An 18,683-nucleotide genomic window follows, 5' to 3' on the forward strand; every position below is an offset into this window, starting at 1 on the left:
CGCGACGGCCCCCACGCGAACTGCACGTGCCGCTTCTTGAAGACCATCCGCCGCGGCGCGCCCGGAACGACGTCCTCGCGCCGCACCCACCAGACGTCGTCGCCCGACGGATCGACGAGCTTGAACTCGAGCGTGTTCGACGGCCCCGCGCCGCGCAGCGTGAAGGAGAAGACGTAGTTCGCGGGAAGGTCGAGCGGCAGCGGGCGCCGCGCCGCGGCGTAGCCCCCCTTGCCGCGGAAGTCGAAGTCGAGGCAGATCTCGCCCGGCGCGCCGGCCGCGAGGCGCAGCGCGACGCCGTCGGCCGGCGCCGCGCGCCACGCCGCCGGGTCGGCGAACGCGGCGGGCGACGGAATCGTCTGCGCCGCGGCCGACGAACCCGCGGCGCCGAGAGCGATCAGGGCCGCGGCGAACGAGCCGGCGGCGCCGGAGAGAGCCAGAGCCGCGGCGCCGCGAAGCGCGGCCGCCGCACGCACGGCGAGAGGACGCGGCCGCGTCATTCCTTGACGCTGCCCATCATGATCCCCGCGATGTAGTGCCGCTGCAGCGCGAGGAAGACGATCAGCACCGGCGCGATCGTCAGCACCGAGCCGGCCATCATCAGCTCCGTGTCCTGCGCGTGCTCGCCGACGAGGTTCGCCAGCGCCACCGGCAGCGTGTAGCGCCGGTCGTCGGTCAGCACGACCAGCGGCCACATGAAGTCGTTCCACGCGCCGAGGAAGGTGAAGATCGCCAGCGTCGCCAGCACCGGCCGGCAAAGCGGCAGGACGATCCGCCGGTAGATCCACCACTCGCTCGCCCCGTCCACCCGCGCCGCGTCGAGCAGCTCGTCGGGGATCCCGCGCGCGAACTGCCGGATGAGGAAAATGCCGAAGACGCTGGCCAGCGACGGCACGAGCACGCCGGCCCAGGTGTTGACCAGCCCCATCGAGCGCAGCAGCAGGAAGAGCGGCAGCATCGAGACCTGCCCGGGAATGACCATCGTCGCCACGAGCCCTTGGAAGATCCTGTCCCGCCCGGCGAAGCGCAGCTTGGCGAACGCGTACCCCGCGAGCGAGTTGAAGAAGAGCGAGAGGAGCGTCGCGCCGACGGCGATCGCCGCGCTGTTGAGCAGGCAGCGGCCGAGGTCCAGCCGCTCGAACAGCGCGCGGTAGTGCTGGAGCGTCGGCTGCGACGGCAGCAGCCGCGGCGGGTAGGTGTTCGCCTCACCCGCCGGCATCAGCGAGGCCGAGACCATCCAGAAGAGCGGGAAGGCGACGACCACCGCGCCGAGGACCAGCGCGGCGAGGAGCAGCAGGCGCGCGAGGCGGCGGTTCACTTGCCCGCCTCCCGCCGCAGCCGGAACTGCAGCGCCGAGGCCAGCAGGATGATCGCGAAGAGGGCGAAGGCGATCGCCGCGGCGTAGCCCATGTTCCACCAGCGGAACCCCTGCTTGTACATCAGCAGCGCCACGCTGAGGGTGCGGTTGAGCGGGCCGCCGCCGCCGGTCATCACGTACGGCTCGGCGAAGAGCTGGAAGTAGCCGATCGTCGTCGTCACGCCGACGAAGAGGAAGGTCGGGGCGAGGAGCGGCAGCGTGATCCGGCGGAACTGCGTCCACGCCCCCGCGCCGTCGATCCGCGCCGCCTCGTAGAGCGACTCCGGGACGTCGTTGAGGCCGGCGACGAAGATGATCATGTTGTAGCCGAAGTTCTTCCACGCGGCCATCAGCACGATCGCCGGCATCGCCCAATGCGGATCGCCCAGCCAGTCGATCGGGGCGACGCCGAAGAGGCCGAGCGCCGCGTTGAGGAAGCCGAAGCGCGGGTGGTAGAGGTAGCGCCAGACCGCGGCGACGGCGACGAGCGTCGTCACCACCGGCGCGAAGTAGATCGTGCGGAAGAGCCCCTTGAAGCGGGCCAGCCGCGCGTTGACCAGCAGCGCCGCGCCGAGGGAGAGCGAGACGGAGAGCGGCCCGCCGACGACCACGAAGAAGAGGGTGTTGCCGAGCGCCTTCCAGAAGAGCGGGTCGCCGAGCAGCCGCAGGTAGTTGCCGAAGCCGACGAAGCGCGCGGTGCCCGGGTCGCCGACGGCGTAGATGTCGAAGTCGGTGAAGCTCAGGACGAGCGCGGCGAGGACCGGCAGCAGGAAGAAGACGGCGAGCGCGGCCAGCGCCGGCGCCGAGAAGAGCTTCCCCGCGAGCGCCTCCGCCCCGCGCCCCCGCGCGACAATCGTCCCGCGCCCGCTCACTTCGTCCCCCGGGCCGCGCGGCGGTCGAGGAGCAGCCGCCGCTTCTCGAGCGCGCGGTCCACGTCGCGGTCGAGCGCGCGCAGCGCCTCGTCGAGCGTCGCCGCGCCGCGCACCGCGGTCTCGAGCCGCTCGGCGACCATCGCCGCGATCTGCTCCCACTCCGGCGTCTGCGGCGTCCGGCGCACGGCGCCGAGCTGCGTCCAGAAGGCGCGCGCCCGCTCGTCCTCGTCGAGCCGCGCCAGCTTCCACGCCGCGGCGCGCGGCGGCAGGTCGCCGGAGAGCGCGTAGAAGCGCGCCTCGACCTCCGGCGACGAGAGGAACTCCAGCAGGCGGAACGCGTCGTCGCGGTTCGCCGCGCCGCGGAAGACGACGAGCGTCGCGCCGCCGGCGAGCGACGCGCCGGGGAACGGCTTGCCGTCCGGCGCCGGAAGCGGCGCCGTCGCCCACGCGTCCTGCAGCTCGGGCGGCAGCCGCCGGCGGAACTCGCCGAGGTTCCACGGGCCGGAGACGTAGAACGCGAACTCCCCCGCCGCGAACTGCTGGTAGAGGTTCGCGACCTGCGTGTTCGTCTGCCCCGGCGCCAGCCCCTCGTCGAAGATCTTCAGGTAGAACTCCGCCGCGCGGCGGAACTCCGGCGCGGAGAAGGCGCCGCGGCGGCCGCCGTCGGCGAGCAGCGTCGAGCCCTGCTGGAAGCCGAGGATCACCGGCTGCGCCCACTCGTCGAGCGGCAGCAGGATCGCCGTCCGCTGCGCGCCGCCGAGGCGCTTCACCGCGCGCAGCTCGTCCAGCAGCCCGCTCCAGGTCGTCGGCGGCGCGGCGAAGCCGGCCTTGGCCAGGATGTCGCGGCGATAGAAGAGGACGCGCGTGTCCACGTACCACGGCACGCCCCACGTCGTCCCGTCCATCACGTTGGCGTCCCAGACGCCGCCGAAGAAGTCCTTGCGGTCGATCGTCGAGCGGGCGAGCCGCGCGTCGAGCGGCTCGAGCGCGTCGAGCGCGACGAACTCCGGCACCCAGGTGTTGCCGATCTGGGCGACGTCCGGCGTGCTGCGGCCGACGAACGCCGTGAGCAGCTTCTCGTGCGCCGCGGTCCAGGGGATCTGCTGCACCCGCAGCTTGAGGTCCGGGTTGAGGCGCTCGAACTCCGGCGCGAGCTCGCGCACGACCTCCCCCTCGCGCCCCAGCGCCCAGAAGACGACGGTGCGCCGGCCGTCGCCGGCGCCGCCGCCGCACGAAGCGCAGGCGAGCGCGAGCGCGAGCGCCGCGAGGGGACGGAGGGTCACGGCGCCGCGTCCAGCCAGCCGCCCGAGAAGCCGGCGCGCCGCAGGCCGGCCACGATGTAGGCGTCGCGCCGGCAAAGGCTCCAGAGCAGCCCGGAGCGGTGGTTCTCGATCATCGCGACGATCGGCCCCTGGTCGATGCCGAGGTAGTCGGTGTCGAACCAGCCGACGCCGGCGACGTAACGCCCCATCGCCGGCGGGTCGGCCGGGCCGTAGGTCAGGTTGAAGGCGTCCACGAAGCCGTAGCGCGTGAAGGCGCCCGCCGTGCCGCGCCGCACCATCGAGCGCAGCGCGGGGAGGACGATCTCCGGCGCGAACGGCAGCGAGCCGGCGGCCGCGGTCGGCGCGATCGTGCCGTCGTCGCGCAGCTCGTTGGCCGCCGCGGCGCGCGCGCCGTAGGTCATGAAGCTGCGGACGTTCCCGTCCACGTCGGGGTGGGCGCCGTCGTTCGGGCCGTCGCAGGCGGTGAGCCCCCAGAGGTCGGCCCCGTATCCCTTGAAGTTCCCGGGGTTGGCGATCGCGTAGGCGCGCTGCGAGTAGACGGCGCGGCGCGAGTTCTCGAAGTAGTCGATCCCCTTCCCCTGCATGTAGCCGTCGCGGATCCCGCGGAAGTCGACGAAGACGTGCGAGTACTGGTGGCCGAAGAGCGGGCCGAAGTTGACCATCTCGTAGCCTTGGAAGGGCGCCCAGTCGTACGTCGCGGTGTAGGTCGTCCACGCGTCGCCGGCGATCGCGTGCGTCGGCGAGCCGAGGGCGAGGATGTAGAGGATCATCCCCTCGTTGTACCCCTTCCAGTCGAGCGGGTGGAACCCGTTCTCCGGCGTCCAGCCCATCGAGATGAGCGGCGGGCGCGGACGCGCCCAGCCCCACTCGACGCGTCCGTAGAGCGCGTCGGCCGCGACGCCGATCGCCCGCTCGTCGGCGGCGTCGCCGTCGAAGTACTCCTTCGCCGCCAGCGCGCCGGCCACGAGCAGCGCGGTGTCGATCGTCGAGAGCTCGACGTCGGAGGCGAAGCGCGTGCCGTCCGAGAACTTGAGGAAGTGGTAGAAGAACCCCTTGTAGCCGGCGACCCCCGTGGACTGCGGCCCCTGCGGCAGGTTCAGCAGGTACTCCAGCGTCGTGCGGGTCCGCGCGGCGGCCGCGGCGCGCGTCACGTAGCCGCGCTCCGCGCCGATCGTGTAGGAGGCGAGGCCGAAGCCGATCGCGGCGACGCTGCTGAAGTTGCGCGTCGGCCAGCGGTCCGGCACGAGCCCCGTGGCCGGGTCGGCCGTATCCCAAAACCATTGGAAGGTCCGCGCCTCGAGCGCCTCGAGCAGCGGGTCGAGCCGCGCGGCGCGCGGCAGCGGCGCGCGCGGCGAGGCGGCGGGATTGGCGCGGCGCGGCGATTCCGCGGCCGCGGCGGAGTCGCCCGCGGGACGCGTCGCCGACAGCGGAAGGCGGCAGTCGCCGGCCGCGACGAGCGCGAGCGCGGCGAGGACGACGGCGACGACGGAGAGACGGCCGGGCGGGCGGCGTCCGCGGCGCGCGGCGGCGTCCGTGCCGACGTCGTCCGGCGCCGATTCCGCCGCGGCGCGCCCGGACGCGGCGTGCCTTGCGTCCATGCGGGCCTCCTTCGAACGACTATGCGCCGGACGGGCGGCGGCGGTCCAGAGGGACCGGCCGCCGCCCGCGGCGTCGAGACTACTAATGGACGATCAAGCGATCAGAAGTGGTAGTTCATGCCGACCTGGATCCGGCGCGGGTTGAGCTGGCAGGTCCCCTTGCCGAAGTCGGGGCCCGTCACGCCGCCCGGCTGGATCAGGCTCTGGTCCCAGCCGAAGCAGGAGTCGTTGCGGAAGTTGAAGATGTTCACGCCCTCGACCATCAGGCCGACGCGCTGTCCCTTCCCGAGCTCGAAGTCCTTCTCGAGGCGCATGTCCATGCTGCGGTAGGCCCACCAGTCGCCGGGGAGGATGAAGCTGTGCTTCTGCGGACGCCCTTCGTTCCAGGCGTTGCGGAAGTGGTCCCAGCCCTGCGACGCGTCGTAGATCGTGTGCGGCGTGCCCGAGCCGAGGGTGATCAGCGTGCTGACCTTGAAGCCGTAGGGCAGGCCGACGATCCCGCTCATCACGAGGCGGTGCCGCTCGTCGTCGTCGCCGGGGTAGAAGTAGAGGCTGTCCGGCGAGGCGTAGTCGAAGGCGCTGAACAGGTCGCCGCCGTTCTTCTCCGACTTGGAGAGGGTGTAGGCGGCGGAGAAGCCCCACTTGTCCTTGGCGGTGTAGGGCTTTTCCCACGTCATGTAGGCCGCCTTGTACTTCGTCTGCTTCGCGTCGCTGCTGATGAAGACGTTGGAGTAGTCGGCGGTGCCGGCGCAGCCGCTGATCCCGAGGACCCGCGTGGCGCAGAAGTAGGTGAGGAGGTTCTTGCTGTCCACCTTGGAGACCGACAGCGCGCCGATCCACTGGCCGAACGTGCGGCGCACGCCCAGGCTCCACTGATCGGACTGCGGCGGCTTGGTGTTGTTGTCCACGAGGTAGAGCTCCGGCTTGCCGTAGCCCTGCGCGATCAGCGTCTGGAGGCCGGCCTTGGAGAGGTAGGAGTCCTGCCACGGGATGCGGCCCGCCTCGCCGGTCGTCGTGAAGTTGAAGGTCAGCGTCTGGTAGTTGAGGCGGTACTTCTCGTCGAGCAGGTCGTTGTAGAGCTGGCGGTCGAAGTAGCGGCCGTAGCCGCCGAAGACCACCGTCTTGCCGTCGCCGGCGACGTCCCAGGAGAAGCCGAGCCGGGGCTGGATCATCCCCTTGTAGGCCGGGCGCTGGCCGCCGTCGGTGAAGTAGGCGTCGGGGAGGTTGATCCCGGAGTTGATCAGGTTCTGGCGGACGCCGGCCGGGGTCACGTAGTTGTTGTTCAGCATGTCCGTCTCGTAGTCCCAGCGCAGGCCGAGGTTGATCTCGAGCTGCTGCACCGGGCGCCAGTCGTCCTGGACGAACACGCCGTACTCGTTGTTGCTCTCGGAGAGGTCGGGGTTGCCGTAGCCGAACTGGGCCTGGTACGGGATCGCGTACCGCTCTTCGCCCGTGGCCAGCGGCTTCCAGCTCTGGTAGTGGAACAGCGGGTTGTTGAACAGTTCCTTCATGATGTCGTAGCGGGCGAAGCCGGCCGTCGCGCCGACCTTGACCGCGTGCTCGCCGTGCCAGGTGAAGAGGTGCGACAGGTCGTCGCGCAGCACGAAGCGGTCCTGCTTGAAGTCCTGCTGCGAGTCCTTGCCGCCGACGCGGAAGAAGAAGTCGCCCTCGTAGACCTTGCCGATCGTGTCCGGGTTCAGCTCGGTCGGGTTCCACTCGTAGCGCTGGAAGTTGGCCTGCGCCTCGTTGACCCACTTGCCGAGCAGCCAGCGGTGGCTGAGGTTGAGGGTCGTGACGTCGACGCGGAAGTCCTCGGCCGCCTCGTAGGCGGTCGTCGTGCCGAAGCCGCGCGTCTCGCGGTCGCGCCGGACGTTGACGGTGAAGTCGAGCGTCTGGTTGGCGGCCGGCTGGTAGGACAGCTTGCCGAAGAACAGCTTGGCGCGGAACGGGCTGTTGAAGTTCCCGTCGTACTGCTCGAGCTGCGGGCGCAGCCACGTCGGGACGTTGGCGTTGGCGGCGAGGAAGACCGGGTACTCGCGGTCCTGGTCGTTCTGCTCGTACGAGACGAACAGGTGCAGCTTGTCCTTGATCAGCGGGCCGCCGGCGCTCACGCCGCCCTGCCAGCGCTTGTAGTCCTGCTTCGGCTCGCCGCGGTCCGCGCTGAAGCGGTCCTGCGAGACGAGGCCGTTCGGCTGGTACTGGGCGAAGCGGTCGCCCGACCACTCGTTGCCGCCGGTCTTGGTCACGGCGGTGATGATCGCCGAGGCCGCCTTGTCGTACTCGGCCTTGAAGTTGCTGGTCAGGACGCGGAACTCCTGCACGGCGTTCTGCGGGAACGGATTGCCGCGGCTGGAATCCTGGCCGACGACGCCGCCCTGCAGCACGTCGTTCTTGAAGCTCACGCCGTCGATGAAGACGTTCCCCTGCCGGGCGCTCTGGCCGTTGGCGCGGAACTCGAGGTTGCCGTCGGAAGTGTTGGAGACGCGCACGCCGGGGGCGAGGGCCGCGAAGTTGAGGAAGTTGCGCTCGTTCTGCGGCAGCGCCTCCATCTGCTCCGGGGTGACGTTCGTCGCGATTTCCGGCGTCCGGACCTCGACGACGCGGCGGCCGATCACGGTGACGTTCTCGACCTTCAGCTCTTCCGGCGAGAGCTTGAACTGGATCGACGCGACCTGCCCGACGAGGAGCTGCAGCGTCCTCGCCAGCGGGTGGTACGTCGTCAGCGACACCTTGACGTCGTAGACGCCCGGGGCGAGGCCGGCGATGCGGAAGCCGCCGTCGGCCCCCGTGACGTCGCTGTAGGTGAAGCCGGTGTCCTTGTTCAGCGCCTCGACCGTCGCTCCGGCGGCGGGGGCGCCCTTCTCGTCCACGACCAGTCCGCGGACCGTCGCGGTGGCCGTCTGCGCCCAGACCAGCGGCGCCGCCCAAAGGAGCGTCGCCAGCACGGCCAGCCAGAGCGCCGAGCGTCTCTTCGTGCTCTCGTGGTTCATCGTGTCCTCCCTGTTCCCCTGGCTGGCCACGCTCCGGCGCGGCGCCGGAACGCGGCTCTCGGGCGGGCCCGGGGTATCACGCCCGTCCGCTTCCCGTCCTTCCGTCCGCGTCGTCGGTGGAGCGCCGGATCACCAGTTCGGTGGGGAGCGTCTCCCTCCGGCGAACGCGGTCTTGATTGCCGCCCAAGAGCCCGCACAGCCGCTCCATCGCCCGCTGGCCGAGCGCGTCGATCGACACGCGGACCGTGGTGAGCGAGGGAGCGATGTAGCGGGCGAGGCGGATGTCGTCGAAGCCGCCGACGGCGATCTCGCGCGGGATCTCGACGTCGGCGTCCTGCAGCGCGGCGAGCGCGCCGATGGCCATCGAGTCGTTGCCGGCGAAGATCGCGTCGGGGCGGTTCTTCATCTCCAGCGCCGTCTGCGCGGCGACGAAGCCGGACTCCTCGCCGAAGTCGCCGGGAAGCACGAGCGACGGCTCGTGCCGGATCCCGGCCGCGGCGAGCGCGTCCCGGTGGCCGCGCAGGCGCTCGGCGGAGTCGAAGTTGCGCGGCGGGCCGGCGACGAAGGCGATCCGGCGGCGGCCCTGCTCGATCAGGTGCTCGGTCATCGCCCGCGCGCCGCCGTAGTTGTCCACGACCAGCGAGTCGTAGGCCCCTTCGGCGGCGCCGATCAGCACGACCGGCACCGTGTCGGGCACCGAGCGGCGCAGCGTCTCGTTCGGCGCGTCGGGCAGGTCGACGATCAGCCCGTCCACGCGGCCGCGCGTCGCGGCGACCGAGGCCGCGAAGTCGCGGCGGTCCGTGTTGGAGCTGGAGACGATGAGGTGCAGGCCGTGGGCCCGCGCCGCGCGGTCGATGCCGCGGATCAGCTCGGAGAAGAACTCGCCGTGGAGGTCCGGCAGCAGCACGCCGACCGCGCCGCTGCGGCGGCGGATCAGGCTCCGCGCCCCCTCGTGGGGCACGTACTGCAGCTCCTCGACCGCGGCGCGGATCCGCTTGCCGGCGTCGCCGCTGACCGGCGCGGCGCCGGTCAGGAAGCGCGAGACCGTGGCGATCGAAACCCCCGCGCGGTCCGCGACCTGCTTGATCGTCGTGGCCATTCAGTCTCCCTGTCGTTCCGTCCCGTTTCGGCTAGAAGCGGACGCGCACCGCGTGGCGCGTTCCCGGCGCGGGCGTCTCCGCGAGGAGCGCGCCCGCGAGCGGACGTCCGTCGTAAGTCGCTTCGGGCGCGGCGAGGCCGGCCCGTTCGATCTCGATCTCCAGCAGCGCGCCGCGGTAGGGGCGGACGACGCGCGCGCGGTCCCACCGCGGCGGCAGGCAGGGGTCGAAGCGCAGGCCGCCCCACTCCGGGCGGACGCCGACGACCCACTCCGCGACGACGCGGTGCAGCCACGCGGCGGAGCCGGTGTACCAAGTCCAGCCGCCGCGCGTGTGGTGCGGCGAGGCCGGCCCGTCCACGTTGCCGGGGAGCACGTACGGCTCGGCCCAGTAGCGGTCCGGGTCCTTGCGCGTCGGGTCGATCGCCTCGAGCAGCTTCGCGACGAGCGGCGCGTTCTTCGTCTTCGCCGCGGCGGCGATCGCCCAGGTCGCGGCGTGGGTGTAGACGCCGCCGTTCTCGCGCAGGCCGGCCGCGTAGCGGGTGATGTAGCCGATCGCCGGATCCGGCTCGTCGTAGGCGGGCGCGAGGAGCAGCGCCCCCGACTCGTCCACGAGGTGTTCCTCGACCGCGGCCATCGCCCGCGCCGCGCGGTCGGCGGGGGCGACGTCGTTGAGCACCGCCCAGACCTGCGCGTTGAGGTAGATCTTGCCGACGCGGTTCTTCGAGGAGCCGAACGGCGTCCCGTCGTCGAGCGTGCCGCGCAGGTACCACGCGCCGTCCCAGCCGTGGCGGTTGACCGCCTCGGCGTAGGCGTCGCGCTTCGTCTCCAGCGCCGCGGCGCCGGCCGCGTCGCCGGCGCGCCGCAGGACCTCGGCCCAGTCGCGCAGGATCCCGACGAGGAACTCGGCCAGCCAGACCGACTCGCCGCGCTCGGCGAGGCCGCAGGCGGAGAGGCCGTCGTTCCAGTCGCCGCCGCCGATGTACGGCAGGCCGCGCGGGCTCGTGCGGCGGAAGGCGCGCTCGAAGGCGCGGCGCACGTGCTCGCGCAGCGGCGCCGGCCGCGGGTCGTCGAGGAACGGGGCCTCGTCGTCGAGGATCGAGAGGTCGCCGGTTTCCTTGACGTAGTTGGCGGCGACGAACGACATCCAGAGCAGGTCGTCCGTCATCTTGGTGACGTGCCCCTGCTCGGTCAGCGGGTGCCACCAGTGGTAGACCGAGCCGTCGGCGAACTGGTGCGCGGCGTGCAGCCGGAGCTGCGCGCGGCAGCGCGCCGGGTCGATCGTCAGGTAGACCTGCGAGTCCTGGAGCTGGTCGCGGAAGCCGAAGGCGCCGCTCTGCTGGTAGTAGCCGCAGCGGCCCCAAAGGCGCGCGGAGATCGCCTGATAGCGGACCCAGTCGTTGGCGAGGGCGTCGAAGACCTCGTCCGGCGTCTCGATGCGGTGCGCGGCGAGCAGCGAGCGCCACGCGGCGCGCGCGTCGGCGAGCGCGCGTTCGACGACGCCCGCGTCGCGGTGCCCGTCGAGCAGCGATTCGGCCTCGGCGCGGTCCTTCCCGGCGGCGAGGGCGTAGACGACGACGCGCCGCTCCCCCGCGGCGAGCTCGAGCGGCGAGCGGAGCGCGGCGACCGCGTCCTCGTGCCGGCCGAAGCGCGGCGTCCACGATGCCTGGGCCAGCGCCTCCGGCGCGCGGAGCGAGCCGCAGCGGCCGAGGAACAGTCCCTTGTCCCCCTGCGCGTCGCGCACCGGCGCGGAGCAGCCGAAGGCGCAGACGTAGGGGAAGTCGGTGTTCCAGTGGCCGCGCTCGGCGTTCGGGACGTCCCACATCCGGTTGCGCGCGAAGACGGCGCCGCGCGAGGCGTCGTAGTCGGTCCCGAGGAAGAGCTTGTGGAACTCGCGCCGCGGCGCGGGGGAGACGCCGCAGCACCACTCGAGGAACGCGGTCAGCGCGAGGCGCCGCGCGCGGCCCGAGACGTTGACGAGCTCGACGCGCCAGAGCTCGACGGGAAGGACCGGGTGGACGAAGAGGGTCCACGCGGCCTCGATCCCGCGGGCCACGGTGCGGAACGTCGTGTAGCCGAAGCCGTGCCGGCAGGAGAACTCGTCCGTCGCGGCCCACGTCGGCGCCGGCGAGAGGGACCACAGGTCGCCGGACTCGTCGTCGCGCAGGTAGAGGAACTTCCCCGCGCAGTCCTCGGCGAACTCCTGGCGCCAGTTGGTGATCGTGCCGAGCTGGGAGTTGTCGATCCAGCTGAAGCCGGAGCCGGTCTGGCTCACGGCGAGCCCCATGCGCGGGTTGGCGATGATGTTGGCCCACGGGCGCGGCGTCTTCGGATCGAGGACGACGTACTCGCCCGCGGCGAGATCGAAACCGCCGTGGCGGTTGGCGGCCGCGAGGCCGCGCCGCGGGTCGGCGGAGGGATCGGCGGAGTGCGTGGCCATGAGCGTTCCTCGCGACAACGCGGTGTCGCATGAAAACGTTTACACGAATAACGCACTCTCGGAACCGGGTCAAGGGGCTGCCGGCCCTTTTTCGCCTCTTCGCGGGGCCGGCCTGACCGGTCCGTCGTTGACGGAAATCGGCGATGCGGCCGGAAATCGAAACGAAAGTCAGCCGCAACGCCATGCAAACGCTTTCATTACATCGTTGGCCGACGCGCCTTAGGCCGGAGACGATGCGACGGTTTCGGACGTTTCCGGACAGGCCGCCGCCGCGGGCCGCGCGGCGGCGCGGCCCGACGGGGAGACGGTCCTTACGGGGTCAGGGCTCCTCGAGCCCCTCGAGCGCGGAGGCCGGGGCGCCCGCCGCCGGCGGCGCGGCGTCCGTCGCCGGCGCCGCGTCGGCCGCCTCCCTCGCCGCCAGCCGCAGCGCGCTGTGCCGCCGGCTGTAGCCGAAGTAGACGAGGAAGCCGACGACCAGCCAGGCGAGGAGCCGCAGCCAGTTCTCCGCGGGGAGCGAGAACATCAGCAGCAGGCAGGTGGCGATGCCGAGGATCGGCGTCGCGGGGAAGAGCGGCGCGCGGAACGGCCGCTCGGCCTTGGGGTGCGTGCGCCGCATCACGAGCACCGCGGCGCAGACGATGACGAAGGCCAGGAGCGTGCCGATGTTGGCGAGGTCGGCGAGGATCTCCAGCGGCAGGAAGCCGCCCATCGCGGCGACGACGGCGCCGGTGAGGATCGTCGTCTTCCACGGCGTGCGGAACTTGGGGTGGACGGCGCCGAAGAACGACGGCGGGAGCAGACGGTCGCGGGCCATGGCGAGGAGCACGCGCGGCTGGCTGAGCATCATCACCAGCAGCACCGAGGTGATGCCGGCGAGGGCGCCGAGCGAGATCAGGAACTGGGCCCACGGCAGGCCCGCCTGGCGGAACGCCGCGGAGACCGGCGCGTGGACGTCGATCTGGCCGTAGGGGACCATCCCGGTGAGGACGACGGTCACGGCGATGTAGAGGACGGTGCAGATCAGGAGCGAGCTGATGATCCCGATCGGCACGTCGCGCTGCGGGCGGCGCGCCTCCTCGGCGTGGGTCGAGACCGAGTCGAAGCCGATGTACGAGAAGAAGATGATCGCCGCGCCGGCGAGCATCCCCAGCGGGTGGCCGTGCTCGTCGATCGGGCCGAACGGGAACTTGCCGAAGAAGGCGAAGCCGGCGTAGCCGTGCGGCGCGAAGGGGGCCCAGTTCTCCGGGCGAACGAGGAACGCCCCGACGACGACGACGAACAGCACGACGGCGAGCTTCAGGCCGACGACGGCGGCGTTGACGCTCGCGCTTTCGCGGATTCCCTTCACCAGCACCGCGGCGACGACGATCGTGATCAGGATCGCCGGCAGGTCGGCGTAGGCGCCGGTCGCCGCCGCGCCGCCGCCCCCGTAGGCGAACGGCGCGATCGAGAGCGACTTGGGGATCGCGAGGCCGAAGATGCCGATGAACTCCTGGAAGTAGTGCGACCAGCCGTGGGCGACGGTGGCCGAGGTCACGGTGTATTCGAGGACGAGGTCCCAGCCGATGATCCAGGCGAGGAGCTCGCCGAGCGTGGCGTAGGCGTAGGTGTAGGCCGAGCCGGCGACCGGGACCATCGAGGCGAACTCGGCGTAGCAGAGGGCGGCGAAGACGCAGGCGAGGCCGGAGACGACGAAGGACAGGATCAGCGCCGGGCCGGCCTTCTGCGCGCCGACGCCGGTGAGGACGAAGATCCCGGTGCCGATGATCGCGCCGACCCCGAGGCCGCTGAGCTGCACCGGCCCGAGGATCCGCCTCAGGCGGTCCTCCCCCTTGAGTTCGGCGAGCAGGACCTCGAGCGGCTTGCGGGCGAAGAGCGGCGACGGCATCGGGGGCTCCTCCCTTTTGCCGCGATCTTATCAAAGCCCGCCGCGTTTCTTGGGGGGCGATCGTCGCCGCCGCAATCATCGCCGCCCGGCGTGATTCGCGCGCACGCCTGCCGTTGAGGCGCTCAAAGGCAACCGGGTGCTGTGTTCAGGTCGGGCGGCAGGCGCGGTGGGATCTTGAGCGGGGCCTAGACAATCGTGGCGCGCCGGCCGCCCCTACGCGGGCGTCGTTATTTGGGGAGTTTGGCGCGTTCCTCTTCCGTGAGGCCGTCGATCGCCGACCGGGGCGCCGTCTCGCCGCGCACCTGCTGGCTGATCTTCATCGCGCAGAACTTCGGCCCGCACATCGAGCAGAACTCGGCGGTCTTGAAGGCGTCCGGCCCCAGCGTCGCGTCGTGGTACTCGCGCGCCCGGTCCGGGTCGAGCGCCAGCTCGAACTGCTTGTTCCAGTCGAAGGCGTAGCGGGCCCGCGACATCGCGTCGTCGCGGTCGCGCGCGCCGGGATGCCCCTTCGCCACGTCGGCCGCGTGGGCGGCGATCTTGTAGGCGATGATCCCGCGCCGCACGTCCTCGACCTCCGGCAGCCCAAGGTGCTCCTTCGGCGTGACGTAGCAGAGCAGGCTCGCGCCGTACCACGCCGCCATCGCCGCGCCGATCGCCGACGCCACCTCGTCGTACCCCGCGGCGATGTCGGTGACCAGCGGCCCGAGCACGTAGAACGGCGCCTCGCTGCAGAGCCGCTGCTGCCGCTCGACGTTCTCCTGAATGAGGTGCATCGGCACGTGCCCCGGCCCCTCGATCATCACCTGCACGTCCCGCTCCCAGGCGCGCTGGGTCAGCTCGGCCAGCACGTCCAGCTCCGCGTACTGCGCCGCGTCCGAGGCGTCGTGGAGGCTCCCCGGCCGCATCCCGTCGCCCAGCGAGAGCGTGACGTCGTGCTTCGCCGCGACGTCGAGGATCCGGTCGAAGCCGGTGTAGAACGGGTTCTGGCGGTGGTGCGCGACCATCCACGCGGCGAGGATCGAGCCGCCGCGCGAGACGATGCCGGTGAGCCGCTTGCCGGCGAGGTGGACGTGCTCGATCAGCGCGCCGGCGTGGATCGTCATGTAGTCCACGCCCTGCTCGGCCTGCTCCTCGATCACCTCGACCAGCAGGTCCTCGGTGAGGTCCTCGAGCTTCTTCACCCGCGCCAGGGCCTCGTAGATCGGCACGGTGCCGAGGGGGATCGTGCTGTGGTCGAGCAGCGCCCGGCGGATCGCCGGGATCTCGCCGCCCGTCGAGAGGTCCATGAAGAAGTCGGCGCCGTAGCGCTCGATCACGCGCAGCTTCGCCAGCTCGCCGTCGATGTCCGAGACGACGGCGGAGTTGCCGATGTTGGCGTTGATCTTGACGGTCGCGCGCTTCCCCGCCCCGGCCGGATCGAGCCGCCCGGCGATGTGCGCGCGGTTCGCCGGGATCACCATCCGCCCGTGCGCGACTTCGTCCCGCACGAGGTCGGTCGAGATGTTCTCGCGCTCGGCGACGCGCGCCATCTGCGGGGTCGTTTCTCCGCGGCGCGCCGCGGCCATTTGCGTCTGGGCGGTGTTCATCTTGTTTCTCCGGAGGGGTCGTTTGCGACCGTAAACCAGCGCCGCGGGGATGTCAAAGCAGGCGCTATACTCGCCCGCCCGCGCCGCTCCGCGCGCGCCGTTGGAGACGACTTCCGTGAACGACCGCACGCCGGAGGGGCGCGCCGAGCGCGTCGCCCGTTCGTTCGATTGGCTCGCCCGCTACGCCCCGCTGCTCGACGACGCCGCCGCCTTCCGCGCCGCGCTCGACGAGGCGCCGCCGGTGGACCTGTTCTGTCCTCCGGCGCGCCGCGGCGCCGACGCCGTCGCCGCCGGCCTCGAGGAGCGCGGCCTGCGCGTCCGCCGCTTCCCGTTCGCCCCGCATCATCTGCGGGTCGAGGGGGCGACCGGCGCCGGCACGTTCCCCGAGACGCTCTTCGGCTTCGCCTATCCGCAGGGCGTCTCGAGCGCGCTCGGCCCGCAGGCGCTCGCCCCGCGCGCCGGCGAGACGGTCCTCGATGTCTGCGCCGCGCCGGGCGGCAAGACGGCGCTGCTCGACGCGCTCGCCGGCGGCGGCGCGGCGATGATCGCCGGCGAGGGCTCGGGCGGCCGCACGGGGATGCTCGTGCAGACGCTCGCCCGCTGCGGCGCCGCCTCGACGGTCGTCGTGCATCAGGACGGCCAGGCGTTCCCGCTGGCGACGCTCTTCGACGTGATCCTGCTCGACGCGCCGTGCACCGGCGAGGGGACGTTCCGCGTGCCGTCGCCGCGCTACGAGCTGCGCGGCGCGGACGGCGTCGCGCAGGTCCCGCCGCTGCAGGGGCGCCTGCTGACCCGCGCGCTCAACTTGCTCGCCCCCGGCGGGCGTCTGGTCTACAGCACCTGCGCCTACGCGCCGGAAGAGAACGAGGCGGTGCTGACCGCCGCGCTCGCCGCGCGCGACGACGTGGAGATCGTCCCTCTTCCCGAGACGACGCCGGGGCTGCCGGGCGTGACGTCGTGGAACGGCGCCGCGTTCCGCCCGACCGTCGAGCGCGCGCGGCGGATCTTCCCGCACCACTTCGGCTCGTGGGGTTTCTTCGTCGCCCTGCTGCGCAAGGATCCGAACTCGACCCGCGTCGCGCGGCCGCGCCGCGCGCCGAACCGCGTCCCCGAGCCGCCGCGCGACGACCCGCAGGCCCGCGCGATCGCCGTCGAGCACCTGCGCGAGACGCTCGGCGTCGCGGAGGCGGACCTCGAGGGGGCGATGGTCCTCGGCCGGGGGCGGGACTTCTTCGCGCTCAACCGCGGCGCGGAGCGGTTCGACCTCGGGAAGCTCAAGGTTGTCGCGCCGGGGATGCGCCTGATCCACCGCGCCGGCCGCGGCCTGCAGGCGACGAACGCCGCGCTGCGCTGGCTCGGGCCGCGGATCACGAAGAACGTGGTGGACCTCGACCTCGCGCTGGCCGCCGAGGCGCTGGAGACGAACGAGCTCGCGGTCTCGGCGCCCGACGCGCCGCTCGTCGCGCTGCGCGTGGACGGCGTCGTCGCGGCGAAGGGACACGTCAACGGCGGCCGCCTCGGCCTCGAGATTCCGCGCGGCTGGCGCTGAGCGCGGCCCGCGCGGTTCGCCGCGCTCCGCGCCGCGTCGAGCGGCCTTGGCGCCTCGATGAACGGCGCCGAACGGCCCGCGGACGGCGCCGCGGCGGACGGCGGCGCCCCGGCCGCGGCGCATAATCGGCCGGTTCCCCTGATGGGAGTCCGCCGATGCGTCGCATCCTGCCTGCGTCCTGCCTCGCCGTCCTGATCGCCGCGTCTTCCTTCGCCCTCGCCGCCGGCCACGAGCCCCCGGCGCCGCCCGAGACCCCCGCGCCCCCCGCGCCGCTGCGCGCGGCCGCGGCGAAGATCATCGGCGCCGCGCGGAGCGGCGACCACGCCTGGCGCACGCTGGCGCGGCTCTGCGACGAGGTGGGCCCGCGCCTCTCCGGCACGCCGGCCTATCCGAAGGCGGCCGAGTGGGCCGCGGCGCGGATGCGCGAGCTCGGCCTCGCCGACGTGCGGCTCGAGCCGGTGACCGCGACGCAGTGGGTCCGCGGGACGGAGACGCTGTCGATCGTCGCGCCGGGGCCGGAGCGGCGGCTCGCCGTCGTCGGGCTCGGCCGCTCGGTCGGGACGCCGGCCGCGGGGATCACAGCGCCGGCGCTCGTCGTGCGCGACTTCGAGGAGTTCGAGCGCCGCAAGGACGAGGCGCGCGGCAAGATCGTCGTCTTCAACTTCGCCATGAAGGAGCAGCCGGAGATGTTCCGCTCCTACGGCGAGGCGGTCTCCTACCGCTGGACCGGCTCGTCGCGCGCGGCGAAGGTCGGCGCGGCGGCGATGATCGTGCGCTCGGTGACGACGCTGCGGGCGCGCGCGCCGCACACCGGCGTGATGGGCTACGAGGACGGCGTGCCGAAGATCCCCGGCGCCGCGGCGAGCGTCGAGGACGTCGAGGGGCTGCAGCGGCTGCAGGACGCGGGAACGCCCGCGACGCTGCGGCTGGTCCTCGACGACCGCGAGGGCGGGACGGTCGCCGAGGCGAACGTCGTCGGCGAGATCAAGGGAACGGAGCGCCCGAACGAGATCGTGGTGATCGGCGCGCACCTCGACAGTTGGGACCTCGCCTGCGGCGCGCACGACGACGGAGCGGGCGTGGCGATGGCGCTGGAGACGGTGCGCGTGCTGAAGGAGACGGGGCTGGCGCCGAAGCGCACGGTGCGCGTCGTGCTCTTCGACGGCGAGGAGTGGGGGATCGTCGGCGGCAAGGCGTACTTCGAGGCGCACCGCGGCGAGCTCAAGGCGCACCACGCGGCGCTCGAGGCGGACGCGGGCGGCTTCCGTCCGGTCGGCTTCAGCTGCGCCGGCGCTCAGGACCGCGTCGAGCGGATCGAGTCGTGGCTGCCGCTCTTCCAGCCGCTCGGCTCGCTCTGGCTGCGCAAGGGGGGCGGCGGCCCGGACATCGGCCCGCTCGCCAAGGAAGGGGTGACGTCGCTCGGCCTGACGACCGACAGCCGGCACTACTTCGACTACCACCACAGCGCGCTCGACACGGCGGACAAGGTCGATCCGTCCGAGCTCGACGACGCGGCCGCGGCCTACGCGCTGATGACCTACCTGCTCGCGAACGACTGACCCGCGGCGCTCTACCGACGACCGTAGGGGCGGCTGGCGCGCCACGATCGTCGCGTCCCCACTCAGGATTCCACCGCGCCTGCCGCCCGACTAGATTCACGCGCAATCCTGCCTTTCACGACGAAAGGCAACGTTTCGCGAGGTCCGCGTCGGGCGGCAGGCGCGATGGAATCTTGAGCGGGGACACGGCAATCGTGACGCGCCAGCCGCCCCTACGGGAGATCTAGGACGCGGGAGGAGGCGTTGCCGGCGGCGTCCACGACGCGCACCGTCGGGCGCTCGCCGGGACGCGGCGCGGGGATCCGCGCCTCCCACGTCGCGGCGACGGCGCCGATCCCCGACGCCGGCGGCGGCAACTCGACGAACGTGCCGTCTCCCGCCGAGATCTCCGCCTTCGCCAGGCGACCTCCCGGGTCGCGCGCCGCGACGACGATCGTCCACCACGCCTCGCCCGAAGCTCCCGACGCC

Annotated in this window: 13 protein-coding genes; 2 read left to right on the plus strand and 11 right to left on the minus strand. The window is 72.4% G+C overall.

All coding sequences use genetic code 11. The features are described 5' to 3' along the window. From LLG88_04800 to thiC, 10 genes are all read right to left on the minus strand, one after another. Positions 1–497, minus strand: a 497-nt coding sequence (locus tag LLG88_04800) for a coagulation factor 5/8 type domain-containing protein (protein MCE5246226.1), incomplete at its 3' end; no start/stop codon positions are given. Beyond that, positions 494–1,315 (minus strand): carbohydrate ABC transporter permease, encoded by an 822-nt coding sequence (locus tag LLG88_04805; protein MCE5246227.1) that lies wholly within the window; start codon positions 1,313–1,315, stop codon positions 494–496. The genes LLG88_04800 and LLG88_04805, both read right to left, overlap by 4 nt. Further along, positions 1,312–2,226, minus strand: coding sequence for a sugar ABC transporter permease (locus tag LLG88_04810; GenBank protein MCE5246228.1), 915 nt, complete (start codon positions 2,224–2,226; stop codon positions 1,312–1,314). Before LLG88_04810 ends, LLG88_04805 begins: the two co-directional genes overlap by 4 nt. Then, complete coding sequence (locus tag LLG88_04815; protein MCE5246229.1) at positions 2,223–3,509, minus strand: sugar ABC transporter substrate-binding protein; 1,287 nt, start codon at positions 3,507–3,509, stop codon at positions 2,223–2,225. Before LLG88_04815 ends, LLG88_04810 begins: the two co-directional genes overlap by 4 nt. Then, a complete protein-coding gene (locus tag LLG88_04820) occupies positions 3,506–5,107 on the minus strand; it encodes a Tat pathway signal protein (protein MCE5246230.1) in 1,602 nt (533 codons plus the stop codon). Before LLG88_04820 ends, LLG88_04815 begins: the two co-directional genes overlap by 4 nt. Positions 5,108–5,208: 101 nt before the next feature. Next, on the minus strand, positions 5,209–8,097 hold the full coding sequence (locus tag LLG88_04825) for a TonB-dependent receptor (GenBank protein ID MCE5246231.1): 2,889 nt from the start codon (positions 8,095–8,097) through the stop codon (positions 5,209–5,211). Between the two features lie 76 nt (positions 8,098–8,173). After that, entirely contained in the window at positions 8,174–9,196 is a 1,023-nt protein-coding gene (locus tag LLG88_04830; protein MCE5246232.1) for a LacI family transcriptional regulator, read from the minus strand. Positions 9,197–9,227: 31 nt separating this feature from the next. Continuing rightward, on the minus strand, positions 9,228–11,633 hold the full coding sequence (locus LLG88_04835; GenBank protein ID MCE5246233.1) for a glycosyl transferase family 36: 2,406 nt from the start codon (positions 11,631–11,633) through the stop codon (positions 9,228–9,230). Between the two features lie 319 nt (positions 11,634–11,952). After that, positions 11,953–13,521 carry an amino acid permease gene (locus tag LLG88_04840; protein ID MCE5246234.1) on the minus strand — a complete coding sequence of 523 codons (1,569 nt, stop codon included), beginning with the start codon at positions 13,519–13,521 and terminating at the stop codon, positions 11,953–11,955. Between the two features lie 227 nt (positions 13,522–13,748). Next, entirely contained in the window at positions 13,749–15,146 is a 1,398-nt protein-coding gene (thiC, locus tag LLG88_04845; GenBank protein ID MCE5246235.1) for a phosphomethylpyrimidine synthase ThiC, read from the minus strand. A gap of 76 nt (positions 15,147–15,222) precedes the next feature. On the opposite strand from thiC, the gene LLG88_04850 reads away from it, so the two are divergent. Together LLG88_04850 and LLG88_04855 are read left to right on the plus strand one after the other, a co-directional pair. Next, the gene (locus tag LLG88_04850; protein MCE5246236.1) at positions 15,223–16,656 is read left to right on the plus strand and encodes an RsmB/NOP family class I SAM-dependent RNA methyltransferase; all 1,434 of its coding nucleotides are present in this window, start codon (positions 15,223–15,225) and stop codon (positions 16,654–16,656) included. A 155-nt stretch (positions 16,657–16,811) separates the two neighbouring features. Next, a complete protein-coding gene (locus tag LLG88_04855) occupies positions 16,812–18,215 on the plus strand; it encodes a M20/M25/M40 family metallo-hydrolase (protein MCE5246237.1) in 1,404 nt (467 codons plus the stop codon). 212 nt (positions 18,216–18,427) lie between these two features. Here the strand turns inward: LLG88_04855 and LLG88_04860 are convergent. Beyond that, positions 18,428–18,683, minus strand: a 256-nt coding sequence (locus LLG88_04860) for a hypothetical protein (protein MCE5246238.1), incomplete at its 5' end; no start/stop codon positions are given.

The organism is bacterium (assembly GCA_021372775.1).
Lineage (GTDB): Bacteria > Acidobacteriota > Polarisedimenticolia > J045 > J045 > JAJFTU01.

Bases quoted from the DNA above. Each gene is read 5' to 3' on its own strand.
- LLG88_04855 (MCE5246237.1), top strand. From the start codon at position 16,812: ATGCGTCGCATCCTGCCTGCGTCCTGCCTCGCCGTCCTGATCGCCGCG.
- LLG88_04820 (MCE5246230.1), bottom strand. From the start codon at position 5,107: ATGGACGCAAGGCACGCCGCGTCCGGGCGCGCCGCGGCGGAATCGGCG.
- LLG88_04830 (MCE5246232.1), bottom strand. From the start codon at position 9,196: ATGGCCACGACGATCAAGCAGGTCGCGGACCGCGCGGGGGTTTCGATC.
- LLG88_04840 (MCE5246234.1), bottom strand. From the start codon at position 13,521: ATGCCGTCGCCGCTCTTCGCCCGCAAGCCGCTCGAGGTCCTGCTCGCC.
- LLG88_04825 (MCE5246231.1), bottom strand. From the start codon at position 8,097: ATGAACCACGAGAGCACGAAGAGACGCTCGGCGCTCTGGCTGGCCGTG.
- LLG88_04835 (MCE5246233.1), bottom strand. From the start codon at position 11,633: ATGGCCACGCACTCCGCCGATCCCTCCGCCGACCCGCGGCGCGGCCTC.